Consider the following 12,597-nt stretch of genomic DNA (forward strand, 5'->3'; position numbering starts at 1 on the left):
CCACGGACAGCGATTCGTCCATTGGGCAGGCGTGACAGATTAGGTCAGGAAAGGCGCGCGCAAGGCGCGCTCAAGGCGCGTTGTGGTGGAGGCACCGGCGGCACATGCCCAAGGGTGGGAGCGAGCTCCGAGGTGCCGCCTTCGCACGCGCTGCGGCGTGCCTGCGGCAGTCTCGTCAGCCCGCTGATGACGTACGCGAGCCCGTTCCTGACGAGTTCATGGTTCCACCCTCACCGTCCAGTCCGAGCACGCCGGTCGTCGACGCGGCGTGGCCGGGCATCACACACCTCGGTACAAGGAGTAACCATGAGGAAGAGACTGACCAGCGTCCTGATCGGGGGGCTGGTGCTCGCCGGGCTCGGGGCCGTCGGTCCCGCACAGGCCGCACTGACGACCCACTGCGTGGGGCATGCCGGCGGGGTGACCGTGCCCGGTGACCTCCTCGTCCCGGCCGGGAAGGCCTGCTCGCTGGAGGACACGACCATCACCGGCAACGTCCGCGTCGCCGCCGGTGCCGACCTCGTCGGCCACGGCCTGACCGTCAACGGCAACGTCGTCGTCCAGGGCGACGGCTACCTCGATCTGGGGCAGTCCACGGTGGACGGCAACGTCGTCAACAGCGGCGCCTTCGGCGTCTACCTCGACGACACGGACGTCAACGCCTACACCGCCACCGCCAACGTCAACCCCGAGTCCTTCCTGTGGACCTACGGGGCCAGCTTCTCCGGGCGTATCGCCGCCACCGGCGGGTCCTTCCTGCTGGAGAGCTCGGTCGCCGAGCGCTTCGTGCAGACCACCGACACCCAGTACACCGATGTCGTCGACTCCGTCGTCGGCGGCACCCTCACGGTCACCGGTGCCGAGTACGGGGCGATGGTCTGCGGCAGCGAGGTCGACGGTCACGCGACCCTCGCCAGCAACGGTGTGGGCGTCCAGCTCGGCGCCGGCGGCGCGCTCGCGGAGTGCGAGCACGGCCCGAGCGTCTGGGCCGGGAACGTCCTGGTCTCCGGGACGACCGGCCTCGCCGAGGTGTCGGACAACATCGTCCGGGGCAACCTCGCCGGCACGGGCAACGAGTCGGTGGCCGCCAGCGGCAACCGGGTCCGTGGCGAGCTCGAGGGCCAGTTCGCCGAGCAGGTTCAGCAGCGCGCGATGCGGATGCAGCTCGAGGCACCGGCGCAGGCCGAGGCGGACGCCGAGCGCGACGTGCTCGAGCAGCTGCGCAGCGAGCGGCTCGGACAGGCCGAGGAGCTCGCCGAGGCCGCGGGACCCGCGGGTCTCTGAGCCCGACCGGGTCGCACGGGGCCTTGCACCACCCAGGTGCAGGGCCCCGCTGCCGTGCCCATGGCGCCGGCACCATGGCCGCACGGGGCGAGGACGGCACCGGCCGCGGCCGGAGCCTCCTACCGGGACGCCCCGCTGAGCACCGCCGAGACGGCCACCGCCTCCCTGGGCCGAGGCGAGGCGGGGTCGTCAAGCCGGGGCAGGCGTCAGCCGGCGGCTGCGGCGGCGTCGAGGAGCCAGAGCGTCGCCACCCGGCCGTGGACCGACCCGGCCGGCGCCTCGTCGGAGGCGGCCCCGCCGAGCGCGGCGGCGACGGCGGGGGCCTTGCCGGACCCCGCGGCGAGCAGCCACACCTGGCGCCCGGCGCACAGGCTCGCCAGCGTGAGGCTGATGCGCTCCGGCGGCGGCTTGGGGGAGTCCGCCTCGGCGAGCGCGCCGAACCCCGCCACGCCGAGCGAAGGCTTCCCCGGGAAGAGCGAGGCGACGTGCGCGTCCGGGCCGACGCCGAGGAGCACGACGGCGAGGTCCGGCAGCTCGGCGCCCTCAGGGGCGTGGGCGCGCAGCTCGGCCGTGTAGGCCTGCGCCGCCTCCTCGAGGCTCCCGACGACGTCGGGCCCGGGCACGGGGTGGACGTTCTCCGCCGGGATCGGCAGCGCGTCGAGGAGGGCCTCGCGCGCCTGGGTCTCGTTCCGGTCCGCGTGACCGGCCGGCCCGTACCGCTCGTCGCCCCACCACACGTGGACGCCGCTCCAGTCGACGACGTCGCGCAGCGGGTCCTCGGCGGCGGCACGGAGCATGGCCGTCCCGATCGTCCCGCCGGTCAGCGCGACGTGCACCGGCGTGCGCACCGACTGCTCGTCGAGCAGCGTGAGGAGGAACCGGGCGCCCGCCGCGCGGGCGAGCAGGTCGGCGTCCGGGTGGACGACGACGACCCGTTGGGCGTCGGGCGCGGCCTCGCTCATGTCTCCTCCACGGTGGGCAGGCCGCGGGTGAGCGCCCGCCCGTAGGTCTGGTCGGGGTCGAGCCGGCGCAGCTCCTCGATGAGGCAGTCCTCGACGGAGCGCAGCGGCAGGTTGATGCGCTGGTCCGGGCGCCCGGGGCGCGTGAGCCGCGCGACGGACGAGCCCGCGTTGCGGTGCAGGGTGATCGACCCGCTCGCGCGCTCGAGCTCGACCGTCGTGATCGCCTCGCACGACTGGACGGCGACCCGGACGGGCACCTCGAGGCGCTCGGCGATCCACGCCGCGAGCATGTGCACCGACGGCCGCCCGGCGGCCCCGGTGACGGTGGCGCCCGTGATCGCCTCGTGCGGCGGCTCGTCGACCGCCGCGGCGAGCAGGCCGCGCCACAGCGTCACCCGGGACCACGCGAGGTCGGTGTCGCCGGGGGAGTAGGCCTCCGCGAGGCGGTGGAGCGCGGTGAGCGGCTCCGGCGACGACGTGACGTCGGTGATGCGCCGCTGCGCCATCGCCCCGATCGGGTCGTTCGCCGGGTCCGCGGGCGGGGCGCCCGGCCACCACGCCACGAGCGGCGCGTCCGGGAGGAGGAGCGGGATGACGAGCGCGTCGGGCGCCTGCTGGGCCTCGCCGCGGGGCCGCAGGACGACGACCTCGCTCGCACCGGCGTCCCCGCCGACCCGGATCTCGGCGTCGAGCTCGGCCTCGCCGGGCCCGCCGTCGGGGACGATGACGATGATCCGGCAGGGGTGCTCGCGCGAGGCCCCGTTGGCGGACTGGATGGCGCGCTCGGCGACCTCGTCGTCGGTGGCGACGATGATGAGCGTGAGGACGCGCCCGAGCGCCGCGACGCCGGTCGACTCGCGCACGTCGACGAGCCGCGCACTGACGGCGGCCGAGGTCGTTGCGGGCATGGTGACGATCATCGGTTGCTCTCCTGCGTCATGGCATCCGCCAGGTGCGGCCGTCGCGCGCGAGCATCTGCTCCGCGCCGCGTGGGCCCCACGAGCCGGGGCGGTAGGTCTCGATCCCCCTCGAGGCGGCCCAGTGCGCGGTGACCGGGTCGAGGATCTCCCAGGACAGCTCGACCTCCCGCTGGCGCGGGAAGAGCGGCGGGTCGCCGAGGAGCACATCGAGGATGAGACGCTCGTACGCCTCGGGGGAGTTCTCCGTGAAGGCGTGGCCGTACCCGAAGTCCATCGTCACGTCCCGCACCTCCATCGCGGTGCCGGGGACCTTGGACCCGAAGCGGATCGTCACGCCCTCGTCCGGCTGGACGCGGATGACGAGCGCGTTCTGCCCGAGCTCCTCGGTCGCGCCGAGGTCGAACGGCAGGTGCGGCGCCCGCTTGAAGACGACGGCGATCTCCGTCACCCGGCGCCCGAGGCGCTTGCCGGCGCGGAGGTAGAACGGCACGCCCGCCCAGCGGCGGGTGTCCACCTCGAGGCGCAGCGCGGCGTAGGTCTCGGTGAGGGAGTCGGGGGAGATCCCGTCCTCCTCGAGGTAGCCGCGCACGTGCTTGCCGGCCTGCCACCCCGCGTCGTACTGCCCGCGGGCCGTCGTCGCGTCGAGGTCGTCGCCGAGGCGGACGGCGGAGAGCACCTTCTCCTTCTCGGCCCGCAGCGCGGCGGGGTCGAAGGAGACGGGCTCCTCCATCGCCGTGAGCGCGAGGAGCTGGAGGAGGTGGTTCTGGATGACGTCCCGGGCGGCGCCGATGCCGTCGTAGTAGCCGGCGCGGCTGCCGATGCCGATGTCCTCGGCCATCGTGATCTGGACGTGGTCGACGTAGTGCGCGTTCCAGATCGGCTCGAAGAGCTGGTTGGCGAACCGCAGGGCGAGGATGTTCTGGACCGTCTCCTTGCCGAGGTAGTGGTCGATCCGGAACACGGAGTCGGCCGAGAAGACGTCGGAGACCACGTCGTTCAGCTCGCGGGCCGACGTGAGGTCGTGGCCGAACGGCTTCTCGATGACGACGCGGCGCCACGTGTCCGGCGCCGGTGACGACAGCCCCGAGCGGGCGAGCTGGGAGCACACGAGCGGGAAGGAGCCCGGCGGGACCGAGAGGTAGAACGCGTGGTTCCCGCCGGTCCCGCGCTCCTCGTCGAGGGCCCGGACGGTCTCCGCGAGGGTGTCGAACGCGGCGTCGTCGTCGAACTCGCCCTGGACGAAGCGGAACCCGGAGGCGAGGTGCTCCCACGTGCGCTCGTCGAACGGCGTGCGCGCGTGCTCCCGCACGGCGTCGTGGACGACCTTGGCGAAGTCCTCGGTCGACCAGTCGCGCCGGGCGAACCCGGTGAGCGCGAACGCCGGCGGCAGGAGGCCGCGGTTGGCGAGGTCGTAGACCGCGGGCATGAGCTTGCGCTTGGCGAGGTCCCCGGTGACGCCGAAGATGACGAGCCCGCACGGGCCCGCGATCCGGGGGAGGCGTCGGTCGAGCGGGTCCCGCAGCGTGCCGCTCATGCGGCCGGCCCGCGCAGGACGCCGGCGAGCCAGGCGAGCGAGTCGGCGCTCGTCACGTGCAGCCGCAGCACCGGGCGCCCGAGGCCGGCGAGCACGCCGGCGTCACCGGCGGCCTGCGCGGAGATGAGCGCCGTGAGGTCGAAGTCGCGCCCCGGGATGCCCACCTGCGCGTCGGTCGCGCCGGTGATCTGGAGGAACGCGCCGACGGGCGCGCCGCCCTTGTGGAGCTGGCCCGTCGAGTGGAGGAACCGCGGTCCCCATCCGAACGTCACGGGGCGTCCCGTGCGCTCGGCGAGCGCGGCGCGGGTGCCGGCGAGGAGATCCGCCGGGCGTCCCTCGCGGTCGAGGTAGGCCATGACGGCGAGGTACCCGCGCTCGGCGTCGAGCGTGCCGAGGAGGGCGGCGACGGCGTCGGCCACCGTCTCCACCCCGGAGAGGAGGTCCGCGCTGCCGCGCACCTCGACGCCGGAGTCGGTGAAGACGGCCGGCTCCGGGGCGGGCGTCTCCTCGAGGAGACCGCGGGTCGCGTTCTTCGCGGACTCGACGTCGGGCTGGTTGAAGGGGTCGATGCCGAGGATGTGCCCGGCGACGGCGACGGCGTGCTCCCACAGGAGGAACAGCCCGCCGAGGCTGCCGGCGACCGTCACCTCGGTGGCGTCGAGGACGGCGGTGTCCCAGTCCTCGTCGTCGTCCGCGTCGGTGCCGGCGTCGGCCGCGTCGTCGGCGCCGGTCTCGTCCGTGGCGTCCGCGAGCGGGCACAGCGCGACGGGCAGGACGTCGTCCGCGACGTCGTCGAGCTCGGGCGCGTCGTCACCGACGACGACGGGCAGCAGGCCCGTCCCGCTCTTGCCCGTCGACTCGGCGACGAGCTGCTCGGCCCAGTCCCCGAAGTGGTAGAGGCCCGAGCCGGCGTCGGTGAGGACGATCTTGTCCCGGAGCGGCTCGGTGCCGGCGAGCGCGGCGCCGAGGACGAGCGCCGGGTTGGCCTCGGTGTCCTCGGCGAAGAACGGCGCGACGGCGGCCGCCTCGTCGAGGAGCGCGGCGACGTCGACGCCCGCGAGGGCGCACGGCACGAGGCCGAACGCGGTGAGCGCGGAGAAGCGGCCCCCGACGGTGGGGTCGGCCTCGAAGACGGCGCGGTAGCCGGCCTCCGTGGCGGTCTTCTGCAGCGGGGAGCCCGGGTCCGTCACGACGACGATCCGGCTCGGCGCGTCGACGCCGGCGGCCGTGAAGGCCGCCTCGAAGATGCGGCGCTGGGAGTCCGTCTCGACGGTCCCGCCCGACTTGGAGGAGACGACGAGGACGGTGCGCGTGAGGTCGCCCTCGAGCGCGCGGGTGACCTGGTCCGGGTCGGTCGAGTCGAGGACGACGAGCGGGACGCCCGCCGTGCCGGCGATGACCTCGGGCGCGAGCGAGGAGCCGCCCATGCCGGCGAGGACGACCCGGTCGACGCCCTCGGCCACGAGGTCGGCGCGCAGCGCGGCCAGCGGCTCGAGGAGCGGGCGGGAGGTCTCGTGGAGCGCGGTCCAGCCGAGCCGCACCGCCGCCTCCTCCTCCGCGTCCGGGCCCCACAGGGTGGAGTCCTGGGCGGAGAGGCGGGACGCGACCCCGGCGGAGACGAGGCCCGGCACGTGCCGGGTGACCGCCTCGGCGGCGGCGCCCGTGGCCGTGACCTCGACGACGGTGTCGTCCTCCTCGCCCGCCCAGGTGACGACGGCGTTGACGTTCTCGTGGCTCACTTGTCTGCTTCCTCGCTGCTGGTGCCGGGCGCCTGCGCGCCCATGATCTCGGCGACGCGCGCGTTGAGGTCGGACCACGCGCTCTCGAACTTCTCGACGCCCTCGGCCTCGAGAGCCTCCATGACGTCGCTGTAACGGATGCCGAGGCGCTCGAGGCGCTCGAGCACCCCGCGCGCGTCGGCGTAGGAGCCGCGGACCGTGTCCCCGGTGATCTCGCCGTGCTCGGCCACGGCACGCAGCGTCGGCTCGGGCATCGTCGAGACGGTGCCCGCCGTGACGAGCTCGTCGACGTACTTCGTGTCGGCGTAGGCCGGGTCCTTGACGCCGACGGAGGCCCACAGCGGCCGCTGCGGGCGCGCACCGGCGGCCGCGAGGTCCTCCCACCGCGGGGTGGAGAAGATCTCCTCGTAAGCCTGGAACGCGAGCCGCGCGTTGGCGACGGCGACCGTCCCGCGCAGCGCGGCGGCCTCCTCGGTCCCGAGCTCGTCGAGCCTGGGGTCGATCGCCGCGTCCACGCGCGAGACGAAGAACGAGGCGACCGAGGAGATCGTCGACAGGTCCAGGCCCGCGCGCAGCGCGAGCTCGAGCCCGTCGAGGTACGCCCCGGCGACCGCCCGGTACCGGTCGAGCGAGAAGATGAGCGTGACGTTGACGCTGATCCCCTCACCGATCGCCCGCGTGATCGCGGGCAGGCCCTCGGCCGTCGCCGGGATCTTGACGAGGAGGTTGGGGCGGTCGACCGTCTCCCACAGCAGGCGCGCCTGCTCGATCGTCGCGTCCGTGTCCCGCGCGAGGCGCGGGTCCACCTCGATCGACACGCGCCCGTCCTGGCCGCCGGTCGCGGCGAAGACGTCCGCGAACGCGTCGCACGCCGCGCGCACGTCCGCCGTCGTCACCGCGATGACGGCGGCGTCGACGTCCGCGCCCGAGCTCGCGAGCTCGCCGAGCTCGGCGTCGTAGGCCGAGCCCTTCGCGAGCGCCGAGGCGAAGATCGACGGGTTCGTCGTCACGCCGACGACGTGGTCGCGCTCGATGAGCGTGTCCAGGCTGCCGGCGGCCCCGCCCGCGAGGCGTTCGCGGGAGAGGTCGTCGAGCCAGACGGCCACGCCGTGGTTGCTGAGGTCACCGAGTCGGTCGGTCATCGCGTGCCTGCCTTTCGTGCCGTGCGGAGGTGCGCCCGGCGCAGGTGTGCCGGGCGGGGGTGTGCCGGTGCGGCAGGGCTCACTTGGGCAGGTCGCCCGTGCCACCCTGCGAGGGGATGGCGGCCGAGCCGGGGTCGGCGTCGCCGCGGGCGGCCGCGAGGGACTCGCGCGCCTTGGCGGCGGCCGCCTCGGCGGTGATCCCGAACTCGGAGTAGAGCCGCTCGTACGCGGCCGAGGCGCCGTAGTGCTCGAGGCTGACGGTGCGGCCGGCGTCGCCGACGATCGTGTGCCAGCCCAGCGAGATGCCGGCCTCGATCGAGACGCGCGCCTTGACGGCGGCGGGGAACACCTCCTCGCGGTACGCCTCGTCCTGGTCGTCGAACCACTCGCGGCACGGCATGGAGACCACGCGGGTCGGCACGCCGTCCCCCTGGAGCTGCTCGCGGGCGGCCAGGGCGATCTGCACCTCGGAGCCCGTCGCGACGAGGATGACGTCGGGCGCGCCGCCGTCGGCCTCGGCGAGGACGTACGCGCCGCGCGCGGCGCCGTCGGCGGAGGCGAGGGTCTCGCCCTGGGCCGCACCCTCGCCACGGGCGGGGTTCGGGACGTCCTGGCGGGTGAGGATGAGGCCCGCCGGGCGGTCCGTGTTCTCGAGGATCGTGCGCCAGCAGGCGGCGGTCTCGTTCGCGTCCGCCGGGCGGACGACGTCGAGGCCGGGGATGGCGCGCAGCGCGGCGAGGTGCTCGACCGGCTGGTGCGTCGGGCCGTCCTCGCCGAGGCCGATCGAGTCGTGCGTCCACACGAACGTCGTCGGGATGCCCATGAGCGCGGCGAGACGCACCGGCGGGCGCATGTAGTCGCTGAACGTGAGGAACGTGCCGCCGTAGGGGCGGGTGAGGCCGTGCAGCGTGATCCCGTTGAGGATCGAGCCCATCGCGTGCTCACGGATGCCGAAGTGGAGCGTGCGCCCGGTCGGGCCGCCCGGGAACATCTTCGTCGCGTGCTCGGCGGGCAGGAAGGACGGCTCGCCCTTCATCGTCGTGTTGTTCGAGCCGGCGAGGTCGGCCGAGCCGCCCCACAGCTCGGGCAGCGGGTCGGCGAGGGCGCCGAGGACCTCGCCCGAGGCCTTGCGGGTGGAGACGGCCTTGTCGGCGGGGAACGTCGGCAGCGCGTCGGTCCAGCCCTCGGGGAGCTTCCGCTCGCGGAGGCGGTCGAGGAGGGCGGCGCGCTCGGGCGTCGCCGTGCGCCACGCCTCGTAGCCCTTCTCCCACTCGGCCCGGGCCTGCGCGCCGCGGTCCTGGACGGCGCGGACGTGCGCGAGGACGTCGTCGCCCACCTCGAAGGTCTGCTCCGGGTCGAACCCGAGGATCTCCTTGAGGCCGCGGATCTCGTCGGCGCCGAGGGCGGAGCCGTGGATGGCGCCGGTGTTCTGCTTCGTCGGGGAGGGCCAGCCGATGATCGTGCTCAGGGCGATGATCGAGGGGCGGTTCGTCTCGGCCTTGGCGGCGGCGAGCGCGGCGTCGAGGGCGTGGACGTCCTCGGAGTAGCCCGTGCCGCCCTGCGTGAAGTCGACGCGCTGCGTGTGCCAGCCGTAGGCGGCGTAGCGGGCGAGGACGTCCTCGCTGAAGGCGACGGACGTGTCGTCCTCGATGGAGATCTCGTTGTCGTCCCAGATGACGACGAGGTTGCCGAGCTGCTGGTGCCCGGCGAGCGAGCTCGCCTCGGAGGTGACGCCCTCCTGGAGGTCGCCGTCGGAGGCGATGACGTAGACGGTGTGGTCGAACGGGCTCGTGCCGGCGGGGGCGTCCGGGTCGAGCAGCGCGCGCTCGCGGCGGCTCGCCATGGCCATGCCGACGGCGTTGGCGAGGCCCTGGCCGAGCGGGCCGGTCGTCGCCTCGACACCGTCGGTGTGGCGGTACTCGGGGTGGCCCGGCGTGAGGGAGTTCCACGTGCGCAGCGCCTTGAGGTCGTCCAGCTCGAGGCCGTAGCCGGCGAAGAAGAGCTGGATGTACTGCGTGAGGGCGGAGTGCCCGGCGGAGAGGATGAAGCGGTCCCGGCCCAGCCAGTGCTGGTCGCTCGGGTCGTGGCGCATCGTGCGCTGGTAGAGGAGGTAGGCCGCCGGCGCCAGGCTCATGGCGGTGCCGGGGTGCCCGCTGCCGACCTTCTGGACGGCATCGGCCGCGAGCACGCGCACCGTGTCGACGGCGCGTCGGTCAAGGTCGGTCCACTCCAGCTCGGTGGTGGCGGTGCTCTCGTTCACAGGTCCTCATTCCTGGTGCCAGACCCGCTGGTCGGCTCCTGCTTGACTGGTAGGCGCAGACGGTCGACGCCGACGCTCTCTTCCTGCGTCCGACCCTACTTGTCACGGCGCGCCGATGGGCAGGCAGACCGCCGCCGTCTCGGACGCTGGGCCGTACGCCCGCCCCGGCGGTGAGCGACCGGGGCTTCCGGCGGTCCGCGGGTGCGGCCCCCGGCCGGTCCGGGGGTCCGGCCCGCCGGCCGAGCCGCGGCGGCCGCCGCCGGCCGAGCCGCGGCGGCGGCCGCCATCCCCTCCCGGGCGCGCCGCCCGGTGTGAGCGTCACCTCGGCGCGCGGACCTGGCCCCGGCGCTCGTGCGACGTAGGATGGTCGGGACCGCGGGACCCAGCCCTTGGCAGGGATCCCGGATCCCGCCGCCGTTCCTCGGCAGATGTGGAGTCCCCGACGCGTGCGTAGTGCCCAGCCGGCCGCCGACCGCCCCCGCGACCCCGCGGCGGACGTCGCGGAGCCCTTCGGCTCGACGGGACGACCGGTCGACGGCATGGACCTCGGCCTCGCCCACCTCGACGTCGCGGCTCCCGACGGCGCCGACCTCGCCGGTGCCGGCCCCGACGGCGCGGACCTCGACGCGGCGGCGCGCTCCTCGCTGCGGTCGAGCCCCGGCCCCGCCGCCGCACCGGGCACCGCGACGAGCCGGCCGAGCCGGTGGACGATCGTGCGGGCCTACGTCGCGCTGACGAAGCCGCGCATCATCGAGCTCCTCCTCATCACGACGATCCCGACGATGATCCTCGCGGCCGACGGCTGGCCCGGCCTCGGCCTCGTCCTCGCCACCCTCGTCGGCGGCGCGGCCGCGGCGGGCTCGGCGAACACGTTCAACATGTACCTCGACCGCGACATCGACCGGCTCATGAACCGGACGAAGCAGCGACCCCTCGTCACCGGCGTCCTCGCCCCGCGCCAGGCCCTCGTCTTCGCGTACGTCCTCGGCGCGGTCGCCTTCGTGTGGTTCGCTGCGGTGGTCAACTGGCCCTCGGCGTGGCTCGCGCTCGTCGCCATCGCCCTCTACGTCGTCGGCTACACGATGATCCTCAAGCGCCGCACGTCGCAGAACATCGTGTGGGGCGGGGCGGCGGGGTGCATGCCGGTCCTCATCGGCTGGTCCGCGGTGACGGGTTCCCTCGCGTGGGCGCCCGTCGTGCTCTTCGGCGTCATCTTCTTCTGGACGCCGCCGCACTACTGGCCGCTGTCGATGCGGTTCAAGCAGGACTACGCCCGCGCCGACGTCCCCATGCTCCCGGTCGTCTCGACCGACGTGAAGGTCGCGTGGCAGATCCTCGCCTACGGCGCCGCGATGGTCGGGTGCTCTCTCGTCCTCGTTCCTGTCGCGCAGATGACGTGGGTCTACACGGCCGTCGCCGTCGCGGCCGGTGCCTGGTTCCTCTGGGGCTGCGCCCAGCTGTACCGGCGGGCGGTCCACCCCGAGCGCGGCAAGCTCGCCGCGATGAAGGTCTTCCACGGCTCGATCACGTACCTCACGGTGCTCTTCGTCGCCGTCGCCGTCGACCCGTTCCTGCCCCTGTAAGCCGTGGCGGCGCAGGCGCGGCAACCGGCCGGCGCAGCCGGGCCGGCTGAGCCCGCCGCGCCGGCTGCGAGCGCCGCGGCCGAGCCCGCTGGGGCTGCGGCGAGCGCCGCCGCGAGGCCCGTCGCTGCCGGGCCGCCCCCACCGTCGTCGTCCGGCGCGACCGGTGAGCCGCCCGCCCCCGGGCTCGTCCGCGCGGTCGAGGAGTACCTCGCCCACCTCGGCATCGAGCGCGGCCTGAGCGAGCACACGCTCGCCGCGTACCGGCGCGACCTCACGCGCTACGTCGGCTTCCTCACGACGCGTGGGCGCGCGCACGTCGGCGAGGTGGCCGAGCGGGACATCGAGGCGTACGTCGAGGCGGTGCGCACGGGGGACGACGGCGGTCGCCCGCTGGCGCCGTCGTCCGCCGGTCGCGCCGTCGTCGCGCTGCGAGGCTGGCACCGCTTCGCGGCGCTCGAGGGACAGACGGGGACCGACCCGAGCTCCGCCGTCCGGCCTCCCGCCATGGCCAAGCGGCTGCCGAAGGCCGTGAGCACGGACGACGTCGAGCGCCTGCTCGAGGCGGCGTCCGTGGGGGAGGGGCCGGTCCCGCTGCGTGACCGCGCCCTGCTCGAGCTGCTCTACGGGACCGGGGCGCGCATCAGCGAGGCGGTGGGCCTGGCCGTCGACGACGTCGACCTCACCCGCGGGACGGCGTCCGTGCGGCTGTTCGGCAAGGGCCGCAAGGAGCGGGTCGTGCCCGCGGGCCGGTACGCCGTCGAGGCGCTCGAGGCCTACCTCGTGCGGGGGCGCCCGGCGCTCGCGCAGGCCGGCCGCGGGAACTCGGCCCTCTTCCTCAACACCCGCGGAAACCCGCTGAGCCGCCAGAGCGCGTGGGCGGTCCTCCAGACGGCGGCCGGGCGGGCCGGCCTCGAGGGCCACCTGTCCCCCCACACGCTGCGCCACTCCTTCGCCACCCACCTCCTCGCCGGCGGCGCCGACGTGCGCGTCGTCCAGGAGCTGCTCGGGCACGCGTCGGTGACGACGACGCAGATCTACACGCAGGTCACCGCGCAGACGATGCGTGAGGTCTACGCCGCGGCGCACCCCCGCGCGCGGGGGTGAGGGCGTGTGTCGGTCGTCTCCTCCGGGCTCCGCACGGCGCGTGGCGTTGGAGATACCTCCCCGCCCAAC

At 74.6% G+C, this 12,597-nt stretch carries 9 protein-coding genes; 3 read left to right on the forward strand and 6 right to left on the reverse strand.

All coding sequences use genetic code 11. The features are described from left to right. Nucleotides 1-306 precede the first annotated feature (306 nt). Nucleotides 307-1,284 carry a hypothetical protein gene (locus V2J63_RS14930; protein WP_331231782.1) on the forward strand — a complete coding sequence of 326 codons (978 nt, stop codon included), beginning with the start codon at nucleotides 307-309 and terminating at the stop codon, nucleotides 1,282-1,284. Nucleotides 1,285-1,490: 206 nt separating this feature from the next. Here the strand turns inward: V2J63_RS14930 and pgl are convergent, their stop codons facing one another. The 6 genes from pgl to tkt all read right to left on the reverse strand — a co-directional run bounded on the left by pgl (nucleotide 1,491) and on the right by tkt (nucleotide 9,841). Then, a complete protein-coding gene (gene pgl, locus V2J63_RS14935) occupies nucleotides 1,491-2,246 on the reverse strand; it encodes a 6-phosphogluconolactonase (RefSeq protein WP_331231783.1) in 756 nt (251 codons plus the stop codon). Next, nucleotides 2,243-3,154 carry a glucose-6-phosphate dehydrogenase assembly protein OpcA gene (locus tag V2J63_RS14940; protein WP_331231784.1) on the reverse strand — a complete coding sequence of 304 codons (912 nt, stop codon included), beginning with the start codon at nucleotides 3,152-3,154 and terminating at the stop codon, nucleotides 2,243-2,245. Before V2J63_RS14940 ends, pgl begins: the two co-directional genes overlap by 4 nt. A 28-nt stretch (nucleotides 3,155-3,182) precedes the next feature. Continuing rightward, nucleotides 3,183-4,700, reverse strand: coding sequence for a glucose-6-phosphate dehydrogenase (zwf, locus tag V2J63_RS14945; protein WP_331231785.1), 1,518 nt, complete (start codon nucleotides 4,698-4,700; stop codon nucleotides 3,183-3,185). Next, complete coding sequence (locus V2J63_RS14950; protein WP_331231814.1) at nucleotides 4,697-6,331, reverse strand: phosphoglucose isomerase-related protein; 1,635 nt, start codon at nucleotides 6,329-6,331, stop codon at nucleotides 4,697-4,699. The genes zwf and V2J63_RS14950 overlap by 4 nt, the downstream gene beginning before the upstream one ends. 104 nt (nucleotides 6,332-6,435) lie before the next feature. Then, on the reverse strand, nucleotides 6,436-7,581 hold the full coding sequence (tal, locus tag V2J63_RS14955; RefSeq protein WP_331231786.1) for a transaldolase: 1,146 nt from the start codon (nucleotides 7,579-7,581) through the stop codon (nucleotides 6,436-6,438). 79 nt (nucleotides 7,582-7,660) lie between these two features. Further along, a complete protein-coding gene (gene tkt / locus V2J63_RS14960) occupies nucleotides 7,661-9,841 on the reverse strand; it encodes a transketolase (RefSeq protein WP_331231787.1) in 2,181 nt (726 codons plus the stop codon). Nucleotides 9,842-10,380: 539 nt separating this feature from the next. Here tkt and V2J63_RS14965 point away from each other — a divergent pair. Both V2J63_RS14965 and V2J63_RS14970 read left to right on the forward strand, forming a co-directional pair. Next, the gene (locus V2J63_RS14965; RefSeq protein WP_434056348.1) at nucleotides 10,381-11,424 is read left to right on the forward strand and encodes a heme o synthase; all 1,044 of its coding nucleotides are present in this window, start codon (nucleotides 10,381-10,383) and stop codon (nucleotides 11,422-11,424) included. 222 nt (nucleotides 11,425-11,646) lie between these two features. Beyond that, on the forward strand, nucleotides 11,647-12,528 hold the full coding sequence (locus V2J63_RS14970; protein WP_434056349.1) for a site-specific tyrosine recombinase XerD: 882 nt from the start codon (nucleotides 11,647-11,649) through the stop codon (nucleotides 12,526-12,528). The last annotated feature ends 69 nt before the right edge of the window (nucleotides 12,529-12,597 follow it).

The organism is Georgenia wangjunii, from assembly GCF_036421975.1.
GTDB lineage: Bacteria > Actinomycetota > Actinomycetes > Actinomycetales > Actinomycetaceae > Georgenia_A > Georgenia_A wangjunii.

Excerpts from the sequence above, each read along its gene's own strand:
- V2J63_RS14930 (WP_331231782.1), top strand. The coding sequence starts at position 307 with ATGAGGAAGAGACTGACCAGCGTCCTGATCGGGGGGCTGGTGCTCGCC.
- pgl (WP_331231783.1), bottom strand. The coding sequence starts at position 2,246 with ATGAGCGAGGCCGCGCCCGACGCCCAACGGGTCGTCGTCGTCCACCCG.
- V2J63_RS14940 (WP_331231784.1), bottom strand. The coding sequence starts at position 3,154 with ATGCCCGCAACGACCTCGGCCGCCGTCAGTGCGCGGCTCGTCGACGTG.
- zwf (WP_331231785.1), bottom strand. The coding sequence starts at position 4,700 with ATGAGCGGCACGCTGCGGGACCCGCTCGACCGACGCCTCCCCCGGATC.
- tal (WP_331231786.1), bottom strand. The coding sequence starts at position 7,581 with ATGACCGACCGACTCGGTGACCTCAGCAACCACGGCGTGGCCGTCTGG.
- V2J63_RS14965 (WP_434056348.1), top strand. The coding sequence starts at position 10,381 with ATGGACCTCGGCCTCGCCCACCTCGACGTCGCGGCTCCCGACGGCGCC.